The following is a 23910-nucleotide window of genomic DNA, read 5'->3' on the forward strand; positions in this document are numbered from 1 at the left end:
CGGACGTATCGGTTGGGAGCGGGCCTATGAGGCATGACAAGGCGGCCATGGTGCTGGAACTGGCCCGCCGTCTGGCCGCCTCGGCCGAGGGGCTGAGCCTGGACGAGATGGCCCGGGACCTGAACGTCGGCCGTCGCACCGCCGAGCGCATGCGCGACGCCGTCATCGCGCTGTTTCCGGCGACGGAGGAGGTGTCCGATCCGCCGCAGAAGCGCTGGCGCATCCGGGGCGGCCTGTCCGCCTTCGAACAGGCCCCCACCACGACCGAGCTGGTCGAGCTGAACCGGGCCGCCCAGGCCCTGCGGGCGGCGGGCGAGCCGGGCCGCGCGGCGGCGCTGGAGGGACTGGAGCGGAAACTGAAGTCGGCGATGCGATCGACCACCCTGAACCGCCTGGCCCCCGATCTGGAGGCCCTGGTCCGGGCCGAGACGATCGCCGTCCAGGCCGGGCCGCGCCCGGGTGCCGACGAGACCATGCTGGCCACGATCCGGGGTGCCATTCTGGCCCAGTCGCCGCTCGCCTTCATCTATGCCCGGCCCGGGGCGGAGGCGCGCAGGCGGACCGTGGCCCCGTGCGGTGTCATGTTCGGCCGCGCCAACTATCTGGTCGCCGCCGACCGCGACAGCGGCAAGGTCCAGACCTTTCGCCTCGACCGGATGAGCGCGGTCGAGGCCCAGCCCGGCTTCGCCCCGCCGCCCGCCGCCTTCGACCTGTCGGCCTTCGCCAGCCAGTCCTTCGGCATCTATCAGGACGAGATCGAGGATGTGGTCCTGTCGGTCACCCCGGCAGGGGCGGCCGAGGCGAGGGGTTGGCGCTGGCACCCGACCCAGTCGCTGGAAGACCAGCCCGACGGCTCCGTCATCGTCCGCTTCCGCGCGTCCGGCATGCGCGAACTGGCCTGGCACCTGTTCACCTGGGGCGACCAGGTGACGATCCTCGCCCCCCACCGGCTGAAGGCGGTCATGGCGGGAGAACTGGCGGCGGCGCAGAGGGCGCTGGAGGCGGCTCCCGCGCCGGACCAGGTTCATCGACATTGAACCTTGTCATCCCGGAAATCGCGCCAGCGATTATCCGGGACGCAGGACGCCCTCCTTCGACCTCCCGGAAGACGCGAAGCGGCTGTCCGGGAGACGGTGGAGTGCGGTCAGACTGTCTCCCGGACAATCGCTGGCGCGATTTCCGGGAGGGCCGGTCTCACGATGCCGCGTCCCGGCTCTTCGCTACGCTACGGCCGGGATGACAAGTCCACGGGAAGGCTGAATGTCGTTTGGTTCTGGCCTCCGTCCTCTCCCGCCGGGAGAGGGGTTACAGGGCCACGTCCGATTCTGACGCAGGCGCGTGGCAGGCTTTCCGGCATGACCGACAGCGCGACCCGTACCCCCGACGACACCTGGACCCTGGCCCGGGACATGTATCTGAACGGCGCGACGGGCAGCCATGTCTGTCGCCGGTTCGGATTCCCGCCCTCCACCTTCTGGGCGCGCGCCGTCGAACCTCAGCGATCCTCCCGCATGTGAAAGACCCGGGCGATCACGATGTGCTCGGGATCGACCCGATACTGCACGACATAGCCGCTGTCGCCGAAAGGGATCTTCAACTCTCGCAAACCAGACACTGTCTCTCGCCCCTGCAGGGGCCAATCGCCCAGGACCGGCCAAGCGGCCTCGACCGCGTCCATCGCCCGCAGGGCCGCCCCCTCGCTTTTCTCGGCCAGGAAGGCGTTCAATCGAAAGAGGTCGCTCCGGGCTTCCGGGGCGACGATGATCCGAAGGCTCATGCCTTGGCGGCCAGCCGCGCTTCCAGGTCCGCGCGCAGTTCGGCCATCACGTCCTCGATGGAATGCGACACTCCTGTCCGGTCGTACTCCTCAATCGCTGCCAGGGCGGCCGCGTGCTGGAAGGCGACCGTTTCGGGCGTGCGCGTGTCGAGCATGACGGGGTCTTCCCCGGCCGCGTCGAACGGTGCGGCGTCCTCGCTGACGCCCTGCCTGGCTAGAGTATCGGTGATCACGACGGCCACCCAGGCTTCCGGGGACATTCCGGCCTCGGCGGCGGCGGCTCGAACGCGGGCCAGCAGGGCATCACCGAGCGTGAGATCTAATGAGGTTGTCATGGTCCAAGCCTACCACATCCGGTTGCGCCGGAAAACGGCCTTACGCCGCCCCGAACGGATAGGGGCTGACCGATTTGGACCAGTCGTCGACGGCCAGAACCCGGTCCACCGGCGGGGCGGCGCGCTCGGCGCAGGGATGGCGGTGGCACAGGCGGCAGGCGGGGCCGATGGGCGTGACCTCGGGGGCCGTCAGGTCCAGCCCGCGCGCATAGACCAGCCGATGCGCGTCCTTCAGCTCGCACCCCAGGCCGATGGCCAGGTCATAGCGTTCGCCGAACCCGTCGTGCCCCTGGCGATCGACAGTGCGGGCCAGGGTGAACCAGCGTCGGCCGTCCGGCGTCTCGATGATCTGTGTGACCAGTCGTCCCGGCGTGCGAAACGCCGAATGCAGCCGCCACCGGGGACAGGCTCCGCCGAACCGCGCGAACGGAAAGGCACCGGCGGCATAGCGTTTGGACACGTTGCCCGCCTGGTCGACCCGCATCAGGAAAAAGGGCACCCCCCGCGCGGTCGGCCGCGACAGGGTCGTCAGGCGGTGGGCGACCTGCTCGAACGAGACGGCGAACCGGGTCTGGAGCCGGGCGATGTCATAGCCGGTCGCCTCGGCCATCCGCTGGAAGGCGGCGTAGGGCATCAGGATGGCGGCGGCCAGGGTGTTGGTCAGCGACACCTTCAGCAGGGCCCGCGTCGTCGCATCCGGCGGCCGGGCCGCATCGGCCAGGGCGTTCAGCCCGGCGTCGTGCTCGGCCAGGGCCAGCTGATAGGCGATGGCGAAGGCGCGCGAGGAATGGTCCAGGGTCTCCGACAGCAGCAGCCGTCGCCGGTGGGGATCGAACCGGCGGGTCCATTCCACCATCACCTCGGCCGGCATGACCTTGACCGCCAGATTGTGCCGCGTGGCCAGCCGGACCCGCGCCAGCGCCTCGCACCCCTCGCCGGTCATGTTCGGATCCAGCGCCGCGTGCAGCGTCTCGCCCAGTCCGTCCAGTTCGGGGAAATAGTTGGCCCGGGACTGCACATGGTCGCGCACCCAGTCGGCGGGGGAGGGGGCGTCCGCGGCCTGTCCACCTTCGATCAGGGCGGCCCGCGTCTTGTCGCGCTGCTCGGCAAAGGCCCGGTACAGCCGCACGATCGCCTCGGCGGCCCCGGGCGCGTCGTCAACCAGCTGAACCAGCTCGTGGCGCGGCACCTCCAGCCCCTTGAACAGGGGGTCGGCCAGCACCTCCGCCAGGTCCGCCTCGCCCGCCACCCCTGTCTGGCCGAGCGTCCGCAGATCGACGTCATAGGCATCGGCCAGCCGCAGAAGCAGTTGCGCCGAGACCGGCCTCTGGTTGCGCTCGATATGGTTCAGATAGCTGGGGGAGACGCCGAGGTCCCCGGCCATGGCCGTCTGGGTCAGGCCCCGGTCGCGCCTCAGCCGCTTGACCCGGGCTCCGAGGAACAGTTTGCGGTCGGCGGAAACATCCATCGGCCCAGCTTGTCACAACATGACAAGAATTCAAGCGTCACATCATGACAAGATGACTTCGCACGCGGTCATCTGCGTGTATCAAAAGTGACAGGCCCGTGTTTGATGGTCGGGCCGCCGCGACGTTCGCTTCGGCCTCCTCAGATCCCAGAGCCGCGCCATGACCACCTTCGCCGATCTCGTCCCATCCCCCGCCGGTCGTTTCGACGGCATCGAGCGCCCCTATACGCCAGAGGATGTGCTGAAGCTGCGCGGCTCGGTGCCGATCACCCACACCCTGGCCGAGCGCGGCGCCAACCGCCTGTGGGAGCTGCTGCATTCCGAGCCCTACATCAACGCCCTGGGGGCCGTGACCGGCAACCAGGCCATGCAGATGGTCCGCGCGGGCCTGAAGGCCATCTATCTGTCGGGCTGGCAGGTCGCCGCCGACGCCAACACCGCCGGCGCCATGTATCCGGACCAGTCCCTGTACCCGGCCAATGCCGCGCCCGAGCTGTGCCGCCGCATCAACCGCACCCTGCAGCGCGCCGACCAGATCGAGCATGCCGAGGGCGGGGCAAAGCGCGACTGGTTCGTGCCGATCGTCGCCGATGCCGAGGCCGGCTTCGGCGGTCCGCTGAACAGCTTCGAGATCATGAAGGCCTTCATCGAGGCGGGAGCCGCCGGCGTCCACTTCGAGGACCAGCTGGCCTCCGAAAAGAAATGCGGCCACCTGGGCGGCAAGGTCCTGATCCCGACCCAGGCGCATGAGCGCAACCTGATCGCCGCCCGCCTGGCCGCCGACGTCATGGGCGCGCCGACCATCACCGTCGCCCGCACCGACGCCGAGAGCGCCCAGCTGATCACCTCCGACATCGACGAGCGCGACCAGCCCTTCATCGACCGCGACAACCGCACGCCCGAGGGCTTCTTCCGCCTGAAGGAAGGCACGGGTCTGGACCACTGCATCGCCCGCGGTCTGGCCTATGCCAACATCGCCGACCTGCTGTGGTGGGAAACCTCCCACCCCGATCTGGAGGACGCCAAGCGGTTCGCCGAGGCGGTCCAGAAGCAGTATCCGGGCAAGCTGATGGCCTACAACTGCTCGCCGTCGTTCAACTGGAAGGCCAAGCTGGACGATGCGACCATCGCCAAGTTCCAGCGCGAGCTGGGGGCCATGGGCTACAAGTTCCAGTTCGTGACCCTGGCGGGCTTCCATGCCCTGAACAATTCGATGTTCGAGCTGGCGGACGGCTACCGCGACCGTGGCATGGCGGCCTATTCCGAGCTGCAGCAGCGCGAGTTTGCCAACGAGGCCATCGGCTACACGGCGACCCGTCACCAGCGCGAGGTCGGCACCGGCTATTTCGACCAGGTCGCCACCGTCATTTCCAACGGGCAGTCCTCCACGACCGCCATGAAGGAATCCACCGAAACCGCGCAGTTCGTCGCGGCCGAATAGAAACACCAGGAGAGACACCCATGGACCCGATCAGCCGCCCCCAGGCCATCATCGACTTCTGCCTGGCCCCCCTGGATCTGGACCCCGGTTCGGAATCCGAAAAGGAAGTCCGCCGCCGTCTGGAGCACGTCATCAAGACCTTCCAGGCCAAGGCCGCCATGCCGGTCGCCGTCGACTTCTCGCGGATGCCGTCACAGGTCATCAACGAAGCCGCCCACGGCTACGAATAGGGCCTGTCAGGCGGCGAGGGCCTGTCTCTCGCCGCCGAGCTCGCTGACCAGGGCGATCAGCTCGGCCGCATCGAAGGGCTTGGCCAGATGCCGGTCGGCGCCGGCCGCCTTGCCGGCCGCGATGTGGTCGGGCAGGGCGTTTGCCGTCAGCATGACGATCGGCGTACGGGGCGCCCCCTGCGTCGTTTCATGCAGCCGGATCTCGCGAACGGCCGTCAGCCCGTCCATGACCGGCATCTGCATGTCCATGAGGATCAGATCGAAGGGCTGGGCCCTGGTGGCGTCGAGGGCCTGCGCCCCGTCTTCGACCATGACCAGATCGACCGGGGCCTGACCCAGAATCAGCTCCACCACCTTGCGGTTGGTCGGATGGTCGTCCGCGATCAGGACCCGCACGCGACGCGCGTCCGCGTCGACCGGGGACACCGGCTCGATCGGCTGGATCACGGGGGCCGCGGCCGGGATATGGGGCAAGGTCAGGATGAACGCCGAGCCGCCCCCGGCCTCGCTTTCGCAGTCCAGCTGCCCTCCCATCATGTCCGCCAGCTGGCGGCAGATGGCCAGACCCAGGCCCGTGCCCCCGAACCGGCGGGTGATCGTGCCATCGGCCTGTTCGAACCGCGTGAACAGTCGCGCCTTGGCTTCCGCGTCGAAACCGACGCCGGTATCCTCGACGGTAAAGCGCAGGATCGCCGCACCGGTCCGGTCGTGTCCGGTCGAGGCCGTCAGGCTGACGAACCCCTGGGTGGTGAACTTGACCGCGTTCGACACCAGATTGGTCAGGACCTGTTTGAGCCGAACCACATCGCCGCGCACCCAGCCCGAGACGGCGGGGTCGATCTCGACAAAGAACTGCAACCCCTTTTCGGCGGCCGGGGCACCGTACAGGTGCGCAGCCTCATTGATCGCGCGTCTCAGGTCGAAGGGCTCGTCCGCGATCTCCAGCCGCCCGGACTCGACGCGGGCCAGGTCCAGGATGTCGCTCAGCAGGGTCTGAAGCGTGACTCCCGACGACTGGATCAGGTTCAGCATCTCGCGCTGGTCGTGGGTCAGATCCGTTCTGGCCAAGGCCTGTGTCAGGCCGATGACCCCGTTCAGGGGCGTGCGGATTTCATGGCTCATATTGGCCAGGAACTCGGACTTGGCCCGGTTCGCCGCCTCCGACGCATCGCGCGCCTCGGCCAGCGCCTGGGCGTCGCGTTTCAGATCGGTGATGTCGTTGACCACGGTGACGATCCCGCCCTGGGCGGTCCTGCGATCCTGAACGCGTAGCCACCGGTCGCCGGATACCTTCTGTTCCAGGGTGTTGGACAGCCGCTGGCGCGCGGCAAGGCGCTCCTCGATCCACGCCTGCTCGCGGCCGACCGCTTCGGCGTACAGGCCCTGGTCGAGACCGACCTGCAGCATGTCGCGAAACCGGACGCCGATCTTCAACGCCGAGTCCAGCTCGGCGTTGACCTCTGCATAGCGAGTATTCCAGATCACCAGCCGGTCCTGGGCATCGTAGAAGCCGAGGCCGTCCGGCATCGTGTCGATCGCCTCGCGCAGCTGACTCAGTGAGCTGCTTCGGCCCCAGAGGCTCATCAAGGTGACCAGCGCGGCCATGGTGATCACGAGCGTCGCTCCCCCGACGACCCAGGCCAGCATGCCTGTCTGGTCGATCGCCGAGGCCGGAACGCCCTCGCTCGGATCGGGCACGATGGTCAGGCCCGCCATGCCGCCGAAATGCAGGACGAAGACGCTGGTGAAGGCGAACGCGGTATGGACCGGTATCCGCCACCAGCCGTCACGAGGTTTCCAGATCGCGCTGCACAGGGCGATGAGCACGCTCAGCGTCACCGCTGCCGCCACCGTCGTGGCGTCCCAGACCGCGACGCCTCCGTCGATGCGAAGGGCGGCCATGCCGGTGAAATGCATCGCGGCGACGCTGCAGGCCCCCAGGGCGGCCACCAGGGCGCGGGTCAACCGTGAATCGCTGCTCAGGGTCAGTGCGATGCCCAGGGCCATGCCGACCATGACGATGGCCAGTGACAGCAGCATTTCCCCTGTGTCGTAATGCAGGGTCTCGGCCGACCGATAGCCCAGCATGCCCAGGAAATGTGTCGCCCAGACCGTCAGCCCGCCGACCACGCCTGCCAGCGCGCCGTAGGCAACCCGATCCCGCTGCGACGAGCGGCGGGCCATGTCGACCAGGGTGATGCAGGTCGCCAGTCCGGTGAGACAAACGGAGGCCGCCAGCAGCGTCAGCCGCCCGTCATGCATCACCGTCAGACAGTTCACGATCCAGGGCAAAAGCGCATCTTCTCCACTCAGAAGATAGGCATGACCACAATAGGTAAAAAAACGGGTCGGTTTCCGGCGAATCCCTGTTTCGATGACGAGGGTTCGTCATCGTGCCGTATCCGGATGATGCTAGGCAGGCTCGTCGGTCCGTGACGGCCGACGACCTTTGGAGCGCTTTGCCGTCCATGCCGTTCGATGATCCCTCATTCCCGGTCGCCCCCCCGGCGTCTTCGCGCCTGTGGACGTCGGGCACGACCGGCGGGGTCGCGGTGGTGGTGATGCTGGTGATCGCCGCAGCCCGCCCGGACATTGCGGCCTGGCTGGTGGGGGGCGCGTCCATCGTCGCCCTGGTGACCTGGCTCGGCAGTCGGAATCCTCAGACGGCGGGGCAAACTTCCGTCGCCGACACGCCGACCTCGGTCGGCCGTGTCGAGGATGGGCGGCTTCTGGACGCCGTGTTCGAGGCCCTGGACGATCCTGTACTGATCATCAGCGGGGGTGAGGCCGACGACATTGCGGGGCGTCGCATCGTGCTGGCCAACAGCGCGGCGCGTGACCTGCTCCGGGTGCCACGCGAGGGGATGCTGCTGGTCTCGGCGATGCGGGATCCCAATGTTCTGGAAGCCATCGACGAGGCTCTGTTCGGAGGCATCAGCCGCACCATCGACTATGCCGCCGGAGGGTCACGTACGCGCCACTGGAAGGCCTGGGTGCGTCCATTGCCGTCGCCGGACGGTTCGCCGCTGGCCCTGCTGGGGTTGCGCGACGAAACCGATGTGCGTCGCATGGAGCTGATGCGGGTCGATTTCCTGGCCAACGCCAGCCATGAGCTGCGCACGCCGCTGGCCTCGCTCAGTGGCTTCATCGAAACCCTGAAGGGGCATGCCCGCGAGGATCCCGCCGCGCGGGACCGGTTCCTGGACATCATGGCCGCCCAGGCCGAACGCATGAGCCGGCTGGTGGCCGACCTGCTGTCGCTCAGCCGGATCGAGCTGAACGAACACATCCCGCCCTCCGGCCGGGTCGATCTTGGCGCTGCCGCCGCCGACGTGGCGGATGCCCTGAGCGTCCTGTCGGAGGACAAGGGCGTCGCCATCCATCTGGTCGCCGCCGACGAGGCCCGCATCACCGGTGATCGGGACGAAATCCTTCAGGTGATCCAGAATCTGACGGACAATGCGATCAAATATTCCACGACCGGGTCGATCGTCGAGATTGGCCTGGAGCCCGATCTGGACGCGGAGCGCGTCACGGCGTCGCGGATGCCGGGGGCGACCCGGTTGTCGCTGCTGACCCCGGATCGCGAGGTCGGCGTCCGCTATGCGGCCATTTCCGTGCGAGATCACGGGCCCGGCATGGCGCGCGAGCATTTGCCGCGTCTGACGGAGCGGTTCTATCGCGTCGAGGGTCAGAAGAGCGGCGAACGGGCGGGAACGGGTCTGGGCCTCGCCATCGTCAAACATATCGTCAATCGCCACCGGGGCGGGTTGATCGTCGAAAGCGCGCCGGGCGAGGGCGCGCTGTTCACCGCCTATTTCCCGTTGCTGCTTGAAAGACGGGCGTCCTGAAGCCGTCCGGCCAACGTCGTTGCAGAACTGTCATCCAGTCGTCGTAATCCGCTGACCATCCGCGGGCAGGTTCCGCGCCGACACCCGCCGATCCTCGGCGCGGTCTGATTCTGGCGCGTACGGGTCCAGAATGCGGTGTTCTGGGGCGTGATGATCTGGTTCTTCCTTCCCGTGCTGGCTGTGATGGCGGCCCTGGCCTATGGCCTCGGGCGCAGTCGTGCCCAGCGCCTGGCCCGCGATGTGCCCAAGGGTCAGAGCCCCCATTCGCGGCCTCAGCAGCACGGCTATTACGCCCTGATCTGGGTCGCGGTGCCGGCGCTGGTCGTGGTGATCGCGGCCGGCGTCTTCTCGGGGACCATCGAACACACTCTGATCGCAGCCGGATCGCCCGAAGCGGTGAGCGCGCTCGAGCCTTTCCGCCGCGAAGCGTTCATGAACGACGCCCGCGTCGTGGGCGAGGGCGGACGCGCGCTCCAGGCCTGGCCCGGTGACCTGGGTCAGGCGCTGGTGACCGAAGCCGCCCGTGCCGGCCGCATCCACGACACGCTGGTCTGGGGCGCCGTCGCCGCCGCGATCCTGGCTGCGATCATGGGTGGCCTGTTCGCCTACAGCCAGATCAAGCCCGGCTTGCGGGCCCGGAACCGGGTCGAAGGCTGGATCGCCGGCGTGCTGTTCGCCTGTTCGGCCGTAGCGATCCTGACGACCGTCGGCATCGTCTTCTCCCTGCTGTGGGACAGCCTTCGCTTCTTCCAGGCCGTGCCGGTCACCGACTTCCTGTTCGGCACCCAGTGGAGCCCGCAGATCGCGATCCGCGCCGATCAGGTGGGATCGTCCGGTGCCTTTGGTGCCGTTCCCCTGTTCGCGGGAACCTTCCTGATCATGCTGATCGCCATGGTCGTGGCCGCGCCCGTCGGCCTGTTCTCGGCCATCTATCTGTCGGAATACGCCAGCAGCCTGTCGCGCGGGATCGCCAAACCGCTGCTGGAAATCCTGGCCGGGGTCCCGACCGTGGTCTACGGCTTCTTCGCCGCCCTGACGGTGGGGCCGGCATTCCGCCAGTTTTTCAACGGCATCGGAGCGCTGCTGGTGGGCGGCCCGCTGGACGGGATCGGTCAGTATCTGCTGCTGGTCCAGAACCAGATGGCGCTGGTGGCCGGGGCCGTCATGGGCATCATGCTGATCCCGTTCGTGTCTTCCCTGTCCGACGACATCATCAACGCCGTGCCCCAGTCCCTGCGCGACGGTTCCTATGCGATGGGCGCGACCAAGTCCGAGACGGTCAAGCGCGTGCTGCTGCCCGCCGCCCTGCCGGGCATCGCGGGGGCGCTGCTGCTGGCCATGTCGCGGGCGATCGGCGAGACGATGATCGTGGCCATGGCGGCGGGTCTGGCGGCCAGGCTGACGCTGAACCCGCTGGACACGGTGACCACGGTGACCGTCCAGATCGTCACCCTGCTGACCGGCGACCAGGAGTTCGACAGTCCCAAGACGCTCGCCGCCTTCGGCCTGGGCCTGACCCTGTTCCTGGTCACCCTGGTCCTCAACATCGTCGCCCAGCGCATCGTCCAGACCTATCGGGAACAGTATGACTGAGGTCACATCAGACGTTCTGGCCGGAGACGCCCGCGACAGCCTGCTGAAACGGGGCCTGAAGGCGCGCTATGCCCGCGAGAGCCGGTTCAGGCTGTATGGCTTGCTGGCCATCGGTGTTGCGATCGGCTTCCTGATGCTGCTGCTGGGCCGCATCGTCGAGCAGGGCCACACGGCCTTCTACGCCAACCAGATCACCGTGCCGGTCTATATGGACCCCGCCCGCATCGACCGCGCCTATCCGCAGGGCACCAATTTCCAGCAGATGGTCGCCCAGCAGTCGCTGGCCAGGCTGGGCGTCACCGATGACGAGCGCGGCTCGAAGGCAACGGCCTACCGTGCCCTGCTGTCTTCGGAACTGAAGTTCCGTGCCGCCGCCATGATCCGCCAGAACCCGGCCCTGATCGGCCAGACGGTCACCGTCACCGCGCCCGTCTCGGACGAGGCGGACCTGTATTACAAGGGTGAGGTCACCCGCGAGACGCCCGCCGACCAGCGCAAGGTCTCCGACGAACAGATGGCCTGGCTGGACGGGCTGAAACGCGACGGCGCGGTCTCGACGACCTTCAACACCCTGCTGTTCACCAACGGCGACTCGACCGAGCCGGAGCTGGCCGGGGTTCTGGGTGCCGTCGTGGGGTCGGCGCTGATGCTGATGGTCACCGCAGGCCTGGCCATCCCGCTGGGCGTCGGGGCGGCGGTCTATCTGGAGGAGTTTTCCAGGAAGGGCCGGATCACCGATCTGATCGAGGTCAATATCAACAATCTCGCGGCGGTGCCGTCGATCGTCTACGGCCTGCTGGGGGTGGCGCTGTTCATCAACTGGGCGCATCTGCCCAGGTCCTCTCCGCTGGTGGGCGGCCTGGTGCTGGCCCTGATGGCTCTGCCGACCATTATCATCGCCACCCGATCGGCCCTGAAGGCGGTGCCACCCTCGATCCGCGAGGCGGCCCTGGCCATGGGGGCCAGCCGGACCCAGACCGTGTTCCACCACGTCCTGCCGCTCGCCATGCCCGGCGTCCTGACGGGCACCATCATTTCCATGGCCCATGCGCTCGGCGAGACCGCGCCGCTGCTGCTGATCGGCATGGTCAGCTTCGTGCCGGGCATTCCCGATTCGGTGACGGCGCCGGCCGGAGCTTTGCCGTCGCTGGTCTATATCTGGGAAAACGCGTCCGAGCGCGCCTTCCATGAACGGACGGCTGCGGCCATCCTGGTCCTCCTCGCCTTCATGATCGTCATGAACGCCGCCGCGATCCTTCTGCGCCGGCGCTTTGAACGCCGGTGGTAAGTCAATGAAATTCCCTTTCTTCCGCGCGCCTGACGGCCGTGAGGGTGGTCCTGCCGATCCGGCCGACGTGCCGATGGCGGAGGAGCAGATTCTGCCTGCGGCAGAGGCCCCGGCGGACAGCGCACACGACGAATCCGGTGGGACGCCGGGGGCGGACACGGCGGGTGCCCCGGCCGGACGGGTGCCGTCGGTGAAGTCGCCCGCCGCGCCCGCCGGGCCGATCAAGATCGCCGCGCGCGACGTGTCTGTCTTTTACGGCGAGAAACAGGCCCTGTTCGACGTCAGCCTGGATATCCCCGACAAGACCGTGACCGCCTTCATCGGCCCCTCCGGCTGTGGCAAGTCGACGTTCCTGCGCTGCATCAACCGGATGAACGACACGATCCAGGGCGCCAGGGTCAGCGGCAGGATCCTGATGGACGAACAGGACATCAACGCCAGATCGGTCGATCCTGTCCTGCTGAGGGCCCAGGTCGGCATGGTGTTCCAGAAGCCGAATCCCTTCCCCAAGACGATCTATGAAAACGTCGCCTATGGCCCGCGCATTCACGGCCTGACCTCGTCGAAGGCCGAGATGGACGCCATCGTCGAGAGCGCGCTCAAAAAGGCCGGTCTGTGGGACGAGGTCGCCGATCGCCTGCACTCGGCCGGCACGGGCCTTTCGGGTGGCCAGCAGCAGCGCCTGGTCATCGCCCGCGCCATCGCCGTGCGGCCCGAAGTGATCCTGATGGACGAGCCCTGCTCGGCCCTGGATCCGATCGCGACGGCCAAGATCGAGGAACTGATCGACGAACTGCGCGAGCAGTACTGTATCGTCATCGTCACCCATTCGATGGCCCAGGCCGCGCGAGTGTCGCAGCGCACCGCCTTCTTCCACCTCGGCCGACTGGTCGAGCACGGCAATACCGAGGAAATCTTCACCAATCCCCGCGAACGGCGCACGCTGGACTACATCACGGGACGCTTCGGTTGAACCAGCATACGGTCAAGGCCTACGGCGACGAACTGAACCAGCTGACGGCGGAGGTCGCCCGCATGGGCGGCCTGGCGGAGGCCCAGGTCGCAGATGCCGTCGAGTCCGTGGCCCGCCGCGACATCGCCCTGGCCCGCGCCGTGGTGGAGCGCGACGTCAAGCTGGACGCCATGCACCGCGATATCGAGAAAAAGGCCATCCGCCTGATCGCCTTGCGCCAGCCGGTGGCCTCGGACCTGCGCAAGACCCTGTCGGCCATGAAGCTTTCGACGGACCTGGAACGCACCGGCGACCTGGCCAAGAACATCGCCAAGCGGGCGCTGAGCCTGGCCGAGACCGAGCCGATGCAGCCCCTGACCCGCTCGATCGAGCGGATGGGCAAGCTGGTATCGCTGCGGCTGCGCGACGTCCTCGACGCCTATACCGCCTCGGAGATCGACCGGGCCATGGCCGTCTGGGCCTCGGACGACGAGGTCGACGAGCATTACAACGCCCTGTTCCGCGAACTGCTGACCTATATGATGGGCGATCCGCGAACAATCGGTGCCTGCACCCATCTGTTGTTCATGGCCAAGAACCTGGAACGGATCGGGGACCATGCGACGAACATCGCCGAGGTCATCCACTACGAGATCACCGGCGACGAGATGACCGGAGAACGGCCCCGCTGGACGCCGTCGCCCGGTGACTGGGACGCCGATACCGGCCACCTGCCGACGCCGCCGACACACTGACGGAGAGACCTGAGTGCAGCCCTATATCCTGGTGATGGAAGACGAGGACGCCCTGGCGACCCTGCTTCAGTACAATCTCGAAAAGGAGGGCTATGACGTCGTCGTCGCCGCCGATGGCGAGGAGGGTCTGGTCCAGATCGACGAGCGCCAGCCGGACCTGGTGCTGCTGGACTGGATGCTGCCCAAGGTGTCCGGCATCGAGGTCTGCCGTCGTCTGCGGGGCCGCCCCGAGACACGCAACCTGCCGGTCATCATGCTGACCGCGCGGGGCGAGGAATCGGATCGGGTGCGCGGGCTGGATACCGGTGCCGACGACTATCTGACCAAGCCCTTCTCCATGACCGAGCTGATCGCCCGCATCCGGGCCGTCCTGCGCCGCATCCGCCCCGGTCTGGCCGATGACCGGGTGGGTCACGGCGACATCGTCATCGACCGCGTCGCCCACCGGGTGAAACGCTCCGGCAAGGAGGTCCATCTGGGCCCGACCGAGTTCCGCCTGCTGGACCACTTCATGCGCCACCCGGGCCGGGTCTTCAGTCGCGAACAGCTGCTGGACGCCGTCTGGGGCAGTGACGTCTATGTCGAGGCCCGCACCGTCGACGTCCACGTCGGCCGCCTGCGCAAGGCCCTGAACGTCGAGGAAAGCGCCAACCCGATCCGGACGGTGCGCTCGGCGGGCTATTCGCTGGATCTGGAAGGGTAGGCTCGAAAGGCACCCTTGCTCTCGGACCCGGCCTCGGTAATACTTTTCGATGTATTACCGAGGCTGCCATGCGGATCACATCAAAGGGCCAGGTCACGATACCCGTCGATATCCGGCGACAGGCCGGTTTGCTGCCAAACACCGAAGTCGAGTTCGTTCTGGAGCACGGCAAGGTGGTGCTGCGTTCCGCCGACGGTCTGACCCGGGGCCAGCGCCTGGTGGAACGGCTGAGTCAGGCTGGCGCGGGTGCATTGAGGACAGCGGACGAGGTTATGGAACTGACGCGTGGTCCCCTCGACGACGTAGGCGATCCCCATGTCTCTACCGGCGTCCATGAACCCGACAGGCGTTTCCGCGAGACATGAAGACTGTCCTGGTCGACACCAATGTCATTCTCGACATCGCAATCCCGAACAGCGTCTGGCGGGAGTGGTCCGTCTCGGCCTTGTCGGCCATCGCAGAAACAAGTTTGCTGCTGATCAACCCGATGATCTACGCCGAGGTCTCCGTGGGTTTCGCTACGGCCCAGGAGGTCGATGTCTTGCTGGATGACAGTGGTTTCCAGAAACAAAACCTGCCATGGGCAGCCGCATTCCTCGCTGGCAGGGCTTTCAAAGCCTATCGGTCGCGGGGCGGGGAACGCACGTCACCCCTGCCGGACTTTTTCATCGGTGCCCATGCGGCCGCCATGGGGCATACACTGCTGACGCGGGATGCCCGCCGATATCGCACGTACTTTCCTACCGTAGAGCTGGTCGCTCCCGATACAGCCTGAGTCTGACGTCACCCCACCTCTGCCGCCACCGCCTCCGGATCGAGCTTGTACACGCTGGCGCAGTATTCGCAGGTGACATGGATCTTCCCGTCCGGCTCGATCATGTCGGCGCGCTCGGCCTCCGAGAACGACCCCAAGACGGACTGGATGCGGTCGGCCGAGCAGCGGCAAACGGCCTTGAGGGCGCGCGCGTCTTCCAGCCGCACGCCGTCCTCGTGGAACAGGCGGAACAGCAGGGTCTCGGGCGTGACGGTCGGGTCGATCAGCTCGTCGTCGCCCAGGGTCTGGAACAGGGCGCGGGTGCGGTCCCAGACTTCTTCGGTTGAGCCGCGCGCATCGTCGGCGGCGATCAGCTGGATCAGCGCCCCGCCGGCGCGCCAGGCCGTACCGGCCTCGGTCGTGACCGAGCCGACGGCCAGATGCACCCTGGTCGGGACCTGTTCGGACTGAACGAAATAATGCTCGGCCGCCAGCGACAGGCTTTCGCCCTCGATCGGGGTGATGCCCTGGGTGCGCTCGAAGTCCGGCCCGCGATCCAGGGTCATGACGAACACCCCCTGACCCAGCAGAGCCCTGGCGCCCGGGCGGACGAAACCCTTCGAGGCTTCGGCCACCTCGGCCTCGTCGAAGCGGCAGTAGCCGCGCAGGTGCCCTCCGGTGTCATAGTCGGCGACGACATAGCGGACCGGGCCATCGCCCTGGGCCTGAACGATCAGTCGACCCTCGAACTTCAGCGCCGAACCCACCAGGGCCGCGAGTGCACAGGCCTCGCCCAGCAGGGCGGCGACCGGCTCGGGATAGGCATGGGCCGACAGGATGGTGTCGATCGTCTCGCCCAGGCGGACCAGACGCCCGCGCACGGGCCAGCCCTCGATCTGGAAGGCGGCGGCCAGATCGTCGGCGGGGTGGTCGCCGGAGGTGAACGCGGCGGCGGGCTCGTGATCGGTCACGGCGTGTCCTTGAGCGGGGCGAAATGTCGAGAAGGGCGCAAGATAGGAAACCGCGCGCGACTTGGTAAGGGTGGGGCAGGGCGTGCTATCCATCGGAACCGCCCCCGGGGCCGCCTCGTTTTCGATCCAGACGCCGCTGAAAGCCGATCATGCCGACCAGACCGACCCTGAAACGCCTGGACCAGCAGGCCATCGTCATCACCGGGGCGACGTCGGGGATCGGACTGTCGACGGCCCGGCGCGCAGCCGCCGCCGGAGCCTGTGTCTTCCTGATCGCGCGCGGCGAGCGGGACCTCAAGGCCCTCGTTGAGGAACTGCAGCGAGAGGGTGCGCGCGTCGCCTATGCCGTCGCCGATGTGGCCGATCACGATGATCTGGCCCTTGCGGCCGACAAATGCCGGCGGCTGTTCGGTGGTTTCGACACCTGGGTCAACAACGCCGGCGTGTCGAGCCATGGCCCCATTCGCGATACGACGCTGGAGGATCAGCACCGGGTGTTCGAGACGAACTACTGGGGCGTGGTGAATGGGTCTCTGGTCGCCGCCGAACATCTGAGGACCCAACCGGGTGGCGGGACCATCATCAATGTCGGCTCGGTTCTGGGCGATGCGCCGATCCCGGCGCAGGGCGTCTATTCGGCGTCGAAGCATGCGGTGAAGGGCTTCACCAACGCCTTCCGCATGGAACTGATGCGCGAGGGATCGCCGGTGGCGGTCAGCCTGGTCAAGCCGTCGGCGGTGGATACGCCGGGCAACCGCCATGCCCGGAACCTGACGGGCCGGATGATGCGGAACCCGCAGCCGGTCTATGCCACCCACGTCGTGGCCGACACGATCCTGTGGTGCGCGACCCATCCGATTCGCGAGATCACGGTGGGCGGCGGCGGTCGCCTGATCGCATCTTTCTATTCCCTGCTGCCCGGCCTGGCGGAACCACTTTTCGCGCGGTTCGCTCCTGTTGCGATGCGGGACAGAGGTTCCGCCGACCAGCCGTACGACGACGGGCTCTACGAGCCCTCCGACGACGGCCTCGACGAAGAGGTTCATTATCCCATGGTTCGACAGTTCAGTGCTCTGGCCGAGGCTCGCAAGCACCCCGGCATCACCGCGGGTTCGCTCGCCATCGTCGCGACGGCGGCCCTGGCCACCTATCTGCTGACCCGGCGGACGGGCTCCACCCGCCATGAGGCCCTGCGCGGCCGTCTGGATCCGCGCGGCTGGCTGGACGCCGAGGCGCTGCGTCACCGGTTCGACGACATTTCGCGCAGCCTGACGGAGCGTGCGGGCGAGTTCGGCGAGACGGTCAGCGATCTGGGCGACGACGCGCGCCATCAGGCCAGGAAGGCGCTCAAGCGCAGCCAGCGCGCCATGTCGGACAAGCAGCGCCGTAGATATGCGCGTGAAGCGCGGCGCTATGCGGAGCAGACGGGTCGCTCGGCCCGTCGCTACGCGGATGACGCCGGCCGGTACGCGAAGGATCACGCCGTCGAGGGCGGGGCGCTTCTGGCCGTTGCGACCATCGCCGCCGCCATCGGTGCCGCCGCGCTGGAAAGCCGGTGTCCCGACAGCCGGGTGCGTCGCATCACCGGCCTCTGAGCGTCTCGCGAAAATCATTGCTGCAACAGCGAAGGTCGGCGAAAGAGGGGCATGGCCACTCCGACGCTGATCTTCGACTTCGACTCGACCCTGGTGCGCATCGAAACGCTGGAAGCGCTGGCGGACATCGCGTTGGCGGGTATCGAGGGGGCCGATTCGATCCGTAAGGAAATCGCGGCGATCACCGACAAGGCCATGTCCGGTGAGCTCGACTTCGGGGCCGCGCTCAAAGCGCGTCTGGCGATGCTGCCGCTGACGCGCGACCACGTCCGGGCGCTGGCCGATCGCATTCTGGACGAGGGGACGCCGTCGGTCCGGCGCAATCTGCGCTTTTTCAACGAGCACGCGGACCACATCTACATCCTGTCCGGCGGCTTTCGGGAAATCATCGCCCCTGTCGCCGAACGACTGGGCATCGCGCCCGATCGGGTGCTTTGCAACGACTTGATCTACGACGCCGAAGGCCGGGTGACGGGCGTCGACGAGGCCAATCCCCTGGCGCGCGAGAACGGCAAGCCGGTCGTGATCCGGCAACTGCGTCTGGCCGGTCCGGTCGTCATGGTCGGGGACGGATGGAACGATGCCGAGGTGAAGCTGGCCGGTGCCGCCGACCGCTTCTACGCCTTCACCGAGATCGCACGACGCGACAGGGTCGTCGCCGTCGCGGTCGGCGAGGCGACCTCGATGGACGAACTGCTGCATGCCGAGGGTCTGGCCGGGCGCTGGTCATATCCTCGCAACCGCATACGGATGCTGTTGCTGGAAAACATCCACCCCGCCGCAGTCGAGCGTCTGGAGGAGGCGGGCTATTCGGTCGAGACCCGCAAGGGGGCGCTCGATGAGGACGACCTGATTGCGGCGATCAAGGGAGTCCACGTCCTGGGGATCCGGTCCAAGACCAATGTCACCGAGCGGGTGCTGGCCGAGGCAGACCGGTTGATGGCGATCGCGGCCTTCTGCATCGGCACCAACCAGATCGATCTCGACGCGGCGGCAGCGCAGGGCGTCGCGGTGTTCAACGCGCCCTATTCCAACACGCGAAGCGTGGTCGAGCTGGCCATCGGTCTGACCATCGCCCTGATGCGCGACGTGGCCGACAAATCATCCGCCATGCACCGCGGCGAATGGAACAAGTCCGCCGACGGCTCGCGCGAACTGCGCGGCAAGACGCTGGGTATCGTCGGCTATGGTGCCATCGGGTCGCAGCTGTCGGTTCTGGCCGAGGCGCTGGGGATGCGGGTCATCTTCCACGACCTGTCGGAGCGACTGGCGCTGGGCAATGCCCGGCGGATGCGCAATCTGGACGCCCTGCTGGCCGAGGCCGATGTGGTGTCGCTGCACGTCGACGGGCGCAAGGAAAATACCCATCTGATCGGGGCCGCGCAGTTTCAGGCGATGCGGCCGGGCACCCTGTTCCTGAACCTGTCGCGGGGTCACGTCGTCGACATCGGGGCCCTGTCGCAGGCCATTGGATCGGGTCGGGTCGGTGGCGCGGCGCTGGACGTCTTCCCCGAGGAACCCCGCACCAATGCCGACCCGTTCGACAGCCCCCTGCGAGGCTTGAGGAACGTCATCCTGACGCCTCACATCGGCGGGTCCACCGAGGAAGCCCAGGAAGCCATTGCCGAGTTCGCGGCCGAGCGCCTGCTGGGCTACCTCAATCGCGGCGACACGACCTTCTGCGTCAATCTGCCGAACGTACAGCTGGCCGACGTTTCGGGCGGGCATCGCATCCTGCACATCCACAGAAATCAGCCGGGCGTGATGGCCGAGCTGAACCGCGAGCTTTCGGCGGCCGGACTGAACATCCTGGGCCAGCACCTGAAAACCGACGAACGGACCGGCTATGTCATCACCGATGTCGATCGCGACTATGATCCGCAGGCGCTCCGTGTGCTGAAAAGTGTTGCCGGAACGCTTCGTTTCCGCCTCCTCCACTGAAAGCTGACGCGGCGGCATCTTGCGTCCGCGCGAAACCGGATCAGACTGTCTCCCAACGGTCGCGATCAGCCGGCCGATGGAGGATTATATGTCAGGACTTCTTCGCGGTGCCGCCTTGGCTGCGCTGACCCTCGCCGCATCCGTCACCTTGGCGGGTGCCGCCTCGGCGCAATCGTACAATCGCCTGGTCGTGTTCGGCGACAGCCTGAGCGACAACGGCAACCTTTATCGCTCGACCTTCAACACCCAGCCGACGTCGCCACCGTATTTCCAGGGCCGGTTCTCGAACGGTCCGGTATTCACCGAACTGCTCGGCTTCACCGCCGGTGTCTCGGCCGCAGGGGCGCCCGTCTCGGGCAGCATCAACTATGCCTACGGCGGCTCGCGCACGGACAACACCGTCGCCTTCCCGCCGGGCATGCGCCAGCAGCTGACGACCTATACAACGGCCGGCGGCACGTTCGGCTCGCGCGACCTGGTCAGCGTTCTGGGCGGTGCCAACAACATCTTCCAGTCGCTCACTGTCTTTTCGGTCCTGCCGCCGACCTCGCAGTTGAACCCGACCGGTTTCATCGATCCCACGATCAACGCCGCTGTTGCGGACATGAACTTTATCGTCAACGACATCGCAGCGCGCGGCGCGGGGACGATCCTGGTGACCAACCTGCCACGTCTGGGCACGACGCCGCAGTTTAGCCCGACCCCCCTGGCGGCGCTGGCCGACTACGCCGGTGATCAGTTCAACAGCAGGCTCCAGAGCGCGCTGCTGACCCTGGCCCCCACGCGTCCCGGCACAAACATCATACTGTTCGACCTGGCCAAGGTCAGCAACACCCTGGCGGCCAACCCCGGCCGGTTCGGACTTACGAACGCGTCCAGCTCCTGCCTGGTCGGCGCGACGGTCTGCGCCACGCCGGATAGCTACCTGTTCTGGGACGGCGTCCACCCGACCGCTGCCGGGCACCGGCTGATCGCGGCCCTGTCGAACGACTACCTGTACTATGGCAATCTGGGCTCCAGCAGCACGCTGCAGGGCGAGACGGCCTTCCGTCAACACGAAGACACCCTGTCGAGGGCGACGGACAGCCTGTCGGGGCGTGGTCCCTGGGCTGCAGGGACGTCGATCTCCGTCACCGGGGGCTATGACCAGACCAAGACCGATGCACGCACAAACGTCGCCGAGGCGACGTCGGATGGCGCAGTCGTGCGCGGCGCGCTGGAAGCCGGTACCGAGACGATGCGGTTCGGCCTGGCCGGCACCTATCGCGAGGGCAATGTCGAATCGGGTCGCAACCGCTTCGCCCTGCAGTCGATCGGCCTGGACGTCTATGCCGGCTTCCGGTCGGGCGATCTGTTCGTGAACGCCGCCGCCGGCGTGGCCAGCGACGACTACAACGAGATCGAGCGCATCTCTTCCCTCGCGCCGATCGTCATGATGGGCGAGACGCGCGGCCAGAGCACCGGCGCGCGTGTGCAGGGTGGCCTGTGGCTGGACCTGGGCGGCATCGCCATCTCCCCCCGCGCGGCCGTCAGCTATGTGACGGCCAATGTGGACGGCTACACCGAACAGGGCGTCGCGGCCTCCTACCGCTATGATGATCGCTCCGTCCACGCGGTGACGGCCGAGGCCTCGGTTCGCGCCGAGGGCCAGATGGGTGGCTTTGGCGTCTATGTCGAGGGCGGCTATCGCGACAACGTCGACGACAACACCACCAACGTGGGTGTCGGCATCGCGGGTAACCCGGCCAGGACGCTGGCGCGCGGCTACGACGACCCGTTCGGCGGTCAGATCCTGGCCTCGGCCGGTGTGTCGGGCGACCTGGGTCCGGTCAAGGTCGAGCTGTCCTATCGCGGTCGCTTCGGCGACCATGCGGACAGCAACATGGGTGGCATCACCTTCACCCTGCCGCTGTAACGATCGAAGCCTTCCCCTCCTTGCCGACGATCGGCGGGGAGGGGAACTCGACTAACCGAACGTTTTGGTGCATTAGCGCCCACCTGTTACGGCTCGCGCTTTCGCCCGGCGCGAGCCTTTCTTCGTATTCACCGGGCGCGAGAGGCCGCATGGCTAAGGAAGAACTGCTCGAGTTTCCCGGCGTGGTCAGCGAACTGCTGCCCAATGCCACGTTCCGCGTGCTGCTCGAGGGGAACGACCACGAGATCATCGCCCACACAGCCGGCAAGATGCGCAAGAACCGTATCCGGGTGCTGGCCGGCGACAAGGTGCTGGTCGAAATGACGCCCTATGACCTGACCAAGGGCCGCATCACCTACCGCTTCAAGTAAGGCGTTGGTGCGCGTCCGTCCCGAACTGGTTCTGGCCTCGGCCAGTCCGCGCCGCATCGAACTTCTGGCGCTGATCGGGATCACGCCCGATCGAATCGACCCTGCGGACATCGACGAGACTCCGCTGAAGGATGAAACGCCCGCGCGTCTTGCCGTGCGCCTGGCACGCTCCAAGGCCGGGATCGTCGCCACCCGGGCACCGGACGCCGTCGTCCTGGCCGCCGATACCGTTGTCGCCGTGGGCCGCCGCCTGCTCGAAAAGCCCGCAGGCCCCGATGAGGCCAGGCGGTTTCTGCAACTGCTCTCCGGCCGCAACCATCGCGTCTTCACCGGCGTGGCCGTGGCCGCCGGGGACCGGATCCTGCATCGCTGCGTCGATACGCGCGTGGCCTTCAAGCGCCTGTCGCAGGCCGAGATCGATGCCTATGTCGACGCTGGAGACTGGCGCGGCAAGGCCGGGGGCTATGGCATTCAGGGGCCCGCTGCGGCCTTCGTCCTGAAGATCATCGGCAGTCATCCGGCGGTGATGGGCCTGCCCCTGCCGGAAACGGTCAATCTGCTGGCCGGGGCCGGCTGGCGTCGATGACCGACGTCGAGGTGTTTCTGGACGACACACCGGGGGAAGTCCGGGGCATCGTCGCGCGGAATGGCCGATACCAACACCTGATCGTGCATCGCGAGACGGATCCGGCCGCGCATCGACTGGGGGCCGTGTCCGTCGGGCGGATCGCGCGGATCGATACCGCCTTTCGCGCCGCCTTCGTCGATCTGGGCGGCGCGGGCCCGATGGGGTTTCTGCCCCTCTCCAAGACCGTTCGCCTGGCGGAGGGTCAGGCGGTCGAGGTCGAGGTCGCCGCCGAACCCCGGGAGGCCAAGGGGCCGGTGCTACGCCTGCTTGGGGCAGGGGAGGGGCAACCTCGACTTCTGTCTGAGGGACCGACTGTGCGCGAGGTGCTCGGCACCCTGGCACCCGGCATCACGCCCATGACCGGCGTTGAGGCGATCCGGGCCAGCCTGGAGGCTGAAGACGAAGCCCTGGGCAGCGTACATGCCTTCCCGGCCTTCGCCCTCGATCTGGCCGTTCAGCGCACACGGGCCCTGATCGCCGTCGATATCGACTATGCCCACCTGCCGGGGCGCGATGTGCGCAAGGGCCGTGAGCGCGCCAATGGCGAGGGTCTGATCCAGGCCGCGCGCCTGATCGGCCTGAAGGGGTGGGCCGGGCTCGTCGCTGTCGACCTGGTCGGCACGGCTGTCGACCCCGGCGCGATATCCGGAATGGCCCGTTCCGCTTTCGGGGGCGAGGCGACGATCGGCCCGGTCAGTCGTTTCGGCCTGCTGCAGCTGTCGCTGCCCTGGCGGCGACGTCCGATCGACGATGTGCTGCTGGACGCCAGTGGTCGCCCCTCGATTGCCAGCCGCGCCGTCGATCTGACCCGCCGGCTCCGCCTGGCGCTGCTACTGGATACGGCCAGTCCGCGGCTCCGGATCCGATGCTCCGCTGTCGAAGCCGAAGCTGCCGGCGCGCTGGTGGCGCGGCTGGGTCCACGCGCCTCGCTGATCGTCGATCCGTCGGCGATCCGCGGAAACACGGCGGTGGAACAAGGATGAACGCCATGCCCCTCTGTCCGATCTGCCGCAAAAACCAGACGGTCGCCGCCTACCGGCCATTCTGTTCGAGACGGTGCGCCGATCTCGATCTGCAGCGCTGGCTGGTCGGGGCCTACGTCCTGCCGGACACGGACGAAGGCCTGCCTGACGCCGATCCCGAAAACGACGATTGATCCCGGCTGGACACCCCGTTTCGCCTCGCCTATAGACCCCGCTCCGCATTTCGATGCGCGCGCCTGGGTAGCTCAGTTGGTAGAGCAGCGGATTGAAAATCCGCGTGTCGGTGGTTCGAATCCGCCCCCAGGCACCACCTTTCCCCGCCATCCGTCAGGTCCGATATCCCGGATTGCGGGGAGTTT

The 23910-nt window shown here is 67.3% G+C and carries 24 protein-coding genes, 1 tRNA gene and 1 pseudogene; 21 read left to right on the forward strand and 5 right to left on the reverse strand.

Annotated elements, in window-relative coordinates; translation table 11 throughout:
• The first annotated feature begins 26 nt into the window (after positions 1–26).
• Both HZ989_RS07705 and HZ989_RS07710 read left to right on the forward strand, forming a co-directional pair.
• Positions 27–1037 (forward strand): YafY family protein, encoded by a 1011-nt coding sequence (locus HZ989_RS07705; RefSeq protein WP_209320286.1) that lies wholly within the window; start codon positions 27–29, stop codon positions 1035–1037.
• A 318-nt stretch (positions 1038–1355) separates the two neighbouring features.
• The gene (locus HZ989_RS07710; protein WP_209320287.1) at positions 1356–1517 is read left to right on the forward strand and encodes a hypothetical protein; all 162 of its coding nucleotides are present in this window, start codon (positions 1356–1358) and stop codon (positions 1515–1517) included.
• On the opposite strand, the gene HZ989_RS07715 is transcribed toward HZ989_RS07710, so the two are convergent.
• The 3 genes from HZ989_RS07715 to HZ989_RS07725 are packed head-to-tail and all read right to left on the reverse strand — an operon-like array spanning position 1496 to position 3580.
• Positions 1496–1777, reverse strand: coding sequence for a type II toxin-antitoxin system RelE/ParE family toxin (locus HZ989_RS07715; RefSeq protein ID WP_209320288.1), 282 nt, complete (start codon positions 1775–1777; stop codon positions 1496–1498). The two genes, HZ989_RS07710 and HZ989_RS07715, sit on opposite strands and share 22 nt — an antisense overlap.
• On the reverse strand, positions 1774–2112 hold the full coding sequence (locus HZ989_RS07720) for a hypothetical protein (RefSeq protein WP_209320289.1): 339 nt from the start codon (positions 2110–2112) through the stop codon (positions 1774–1776). The genes HZ989_RS07715 and HZ989_RS07720 overlap by 4 nt, the downstream gene beginning before the upstream one ends.
• A 40-nt stretch (positions 2113–2152) precedes the next feature.
• Entirely contained in the window at positions 2153–3580 is a 1428-nt protein-coding gene (locus HZ989_RS07725; RefSeq protein ID WP_209320290.1) for a short-chain fatty acyl-CoA regulator family protein, read from the reverse strand.
• 160 nt (positions 3581–3740) lie between these two features.
• Between HZ989_RS07725 and aceA the strand changes: the two genes are divergently transcribed.
• Positions 3741–5021: an isocitrate lyase gene (gene aceA / locus HZ989_RS07730; RefSeq protein WP_209320291.1), complete on the forward strand. Its 1281-nt coding sequence runs from the start codon at positions 3741–3743 to the stop codon at positions 5019–5021.
• A gap of 20 nt (positions 5022–5041) precedes the next feature.
• Positions 5042–5251, forward strand: coding sequence for a hypothetical protein (locus tag HZ989_RS07735; RefSeq protein WP_209320292.1), 210 nt, complete (start codon positions 5042–5044; stop codon positions 5249–5251).
• Positions 5252–5257: 6 nt separating this feature from the next.
• Here the strand turns inward: HZ989_RS07735 and HZ989_RS07740 are convergent, their stop codons facing one another.
• Entirely contained in the window at positions 5258–7543 is a 2286-nt protein-coding gene (locus tag HZ989_RS07740) for an ATP-binding protein (RefSeq protein WP_209320293.1), read from the reverse strand.
• Between the two features lie 176 nt (positions 7544–7719).
• On the opposite strand from HZ989_RS07740, the gene HZ989_RS07745 reads away from it, so the two are divergent.
• The 8 genes from HZ989_RS07745 to HZ989_RS07780 all read left to right on the forward strand — a co-directional run bounded on the left by HZ989_RS07745 (position 7720) and on the right by HZ989_RS07780 (position 15168).
• Positions 7720–9102, forward strand: coding sequence for an ATP-binding protein (locus HZ989_RS07745; protein WP_209320294.1), 1383 nt, complete (start codon positions 7720–7722; stop codon positions 9100–9102).
• Between the two features lie 150 nt (positions 9103–9252).
• Positions 9253–10695, forward strand: coding sequence for a phosphate ABC transporter permease subunit PstC (gene pstC / locus HZ989_RS07750; RefSeq protein WP_209320295.1), 1443 nt, complete (start codon positions 9253–9255; stop codon positions 10693–10695).
• The gene (pstA, locus tag HZ989_RS07755) at positions 10688–11983 is read left to right on the forward strand and encodes a phosphate ABC transporter permease PstA (protein WP_209320296.1); all 1296 of its coding nucleotides are present in this window, start codon (positions 10688–10690) and stop codon (positions 11981–11983) included. Before pstC ends, pstA begins: the two co-directional genes overlap by 8 nt.
• Before the next feature lie 4 nt (positions 11984–11987).
• The gene (pstB, locus tag HZ989_RS07760; RefSeq protein WP_245162317.1) at positions 11988–12956 is read left to right on the forward strand and encodes a phosphate ABC transporter ATP-binding protein PstB; all 969 of its coding nucleotides are present in this window, start codon (positions 11988–11990) and stop codon (positions 12954–12956) included.
• Entirely contained in the window at positions 12953–13690 is a 738-nt protein-coding gene (phoU, locus tag HZ989_RS07765) for a phosphate signaling complex protein PhoU (RefSeq protein WP_209320297.1), read from the forward strand. The genes pstB and phoU overlap by 4 nt, the downstream gene beginning before the upstream one ends.
• Positions 13691–13703: 13 nt before the next feature.
• The gene (gene phoB / locus HZ989_RS07770) at positions 13704–14393 is read left to right on the forward strand and encodes a phosphate regulon transcriptional regulator PhoB (protein WP_209320298.1); all 690 of its coding nucleotides are present in this window, start codon (positions 13704–13706) and stop codon (positions 14391–14393) included.
• 68 nt (positions 14394–14461) lie between these two features.
• Positions 14462–14758: an AbrB/MazE/SpoVT family DNA-binding domain-containing protein gene (locus HZ989_RS15325; protein WP_209320299.1), complete on the forward strand. Its 297-nt coding sequence runs from the start codon at positions 14462–14464 to the stop codon at positions 14756–14758.
• Positions 14755–15168, forward strand: a complete 414-nt coding sequence (locus HZ989_RS07780) for a type II toxin-antitoxin system VapC family toxin (protein WP_209320300.1) — start codon at positions 14755–14757, stop codon at positions 15166–15168. Before HZ989_RS15325 ends, HZ989_RS07780 begins: the two co-directional genes overlap by 4 nt.
• 8 nt (positions 15169–15176) lie before the next feature.
• Here HZ989_RS07780 and HZ989_RS07785 read toward each other — a convergent pair whose 3' ends face one another.
• On the reverse strand, positions 15177–16118 hold the full coding sequence (locus tag HZ989_RS07785) for an Hsp33 family molecular chaperone (RefSeq protein ID WP_209320301.1): 942 nt from the start codon (positions 16116–16118) through the stop codon (positions 15177–15179).
• Between the two features lie 149 nt (positions 16119–16267).
• On the opposite strand from HZ989_RS07785, the gene HZ989_RS07790 reads away from it, so the two are divergent.
• From HZ989_RS07790 to HZ989_RS07825, 9 genes and pseudogenes are all read left to right on the forward strand, one after another.
• Positions 16268–17713, forward strand: a complete 1446-nt coding sequence (locus tag HZ989_RS07790; RefSeq protein ID WP_209320302.1) for an SDR family oxidoreductase — start codon at positions 16268–16270, stop codon at positions 17711–17713.
• A 51-nt stretch (positions 17714–17764) separates the two neighbouring features.
• Positions 17765–18241 (forward strand): annotated as a pseudogene (locus HZ989_RS15330) (HAD family hydrolase); the annotation flags it as partial.
• Between the two features lie 156 nt (positions 18242–18397).
• On the forward strand, positions 18398–19654 hold the full coding sequence (gene serA / locus HZ989_RS07795; protein WP_371812999.1) for a phosphoglycerate dehydrogenase: 1257 nt from the start codon (positions 18398–18400) through the stop codon (positions 19652–19654).
• A gap of 88 nt (positions 19655–19742) precedes the next feature.
• On the forward strand, positions 19743–21569 hold the full coding sequence (locus tag HZ989_RS07800; protein WP_209320304.1) for an SGNH/GDSL hydrolase family protein: 1827 nt from the start codon (positions 19743–19745) through the stop codon (positions 21567–21569).
• Between the two features lie 149 nt (positions 21570–21718).
• Positions 21719–21940: a translation initiation factor IF-1 gene (infA, locus tag HZ989_RS07805; RefSeq protein ID WP_013269122.1), complete on the forward strand. Its 222-nt coding sequence runs from the start codon at positions 21719–21721 to the stop codon at positions 21938–21940.
• A 7-nt stretch (positions 21941–21947) separates the two neighbouring features.
• Positions 21948–22526 (forward strand): nucleoside triphosphate pyrophosphatase, encoded by a 579-nt coding sequence (locus HZ989_RS07810; protein WP_209320305.1) that lies wholly within the window; start codon positions 21948–21950, stop codon positions 22524–22526.
• The gene (locus HZ989_RS07815; protein ID WP_209320306.1) at positions 22523–23551 is read left to right on the forward strand and encodes an RNA-binding protein; all 1029 of its coding nucleotides are present in this window, start codon (positions 22523–22525) and stop codon (positions 23549–23551) included. Before HZ989_RS07810 ends, HZ989_RS07815 begins: the two co-directional genes overlap by 4 nt.
• 5 nt (positions 23552–23556) lie before the next feature.
• Positions 23557–23724 carry a DNA gyrase inhibitor YacG gene (locus tag HZ989_RS07820; RefSeq protein WP_209323072.1) on the forward strand — a complete coding sequence of 56 codons (168 nt, stop codon included), beginning with the start codon at positions 23557–23559 and terminating at the stop codon, positions 23722–23724.
• 61 nt (positions 23725–23785) lie between these two features.
• A tRNA-Phe gene (locus tag HZ989_RS07825) sits at positions 23786–23861 on the forward strand.
• Positions 23862–23910: the final 49 nt, after the last annotated feature.

This window comes from Brevundimonas sp. AJA228-03, from assembly GCF_017795885.1.
Taxonomy (GTDB): domain Bacteria; phylum Pseudomonadota; class Alphaproteobacteria; order Caulobacterales; family Caulobacteraceae; genus Brevundimonas.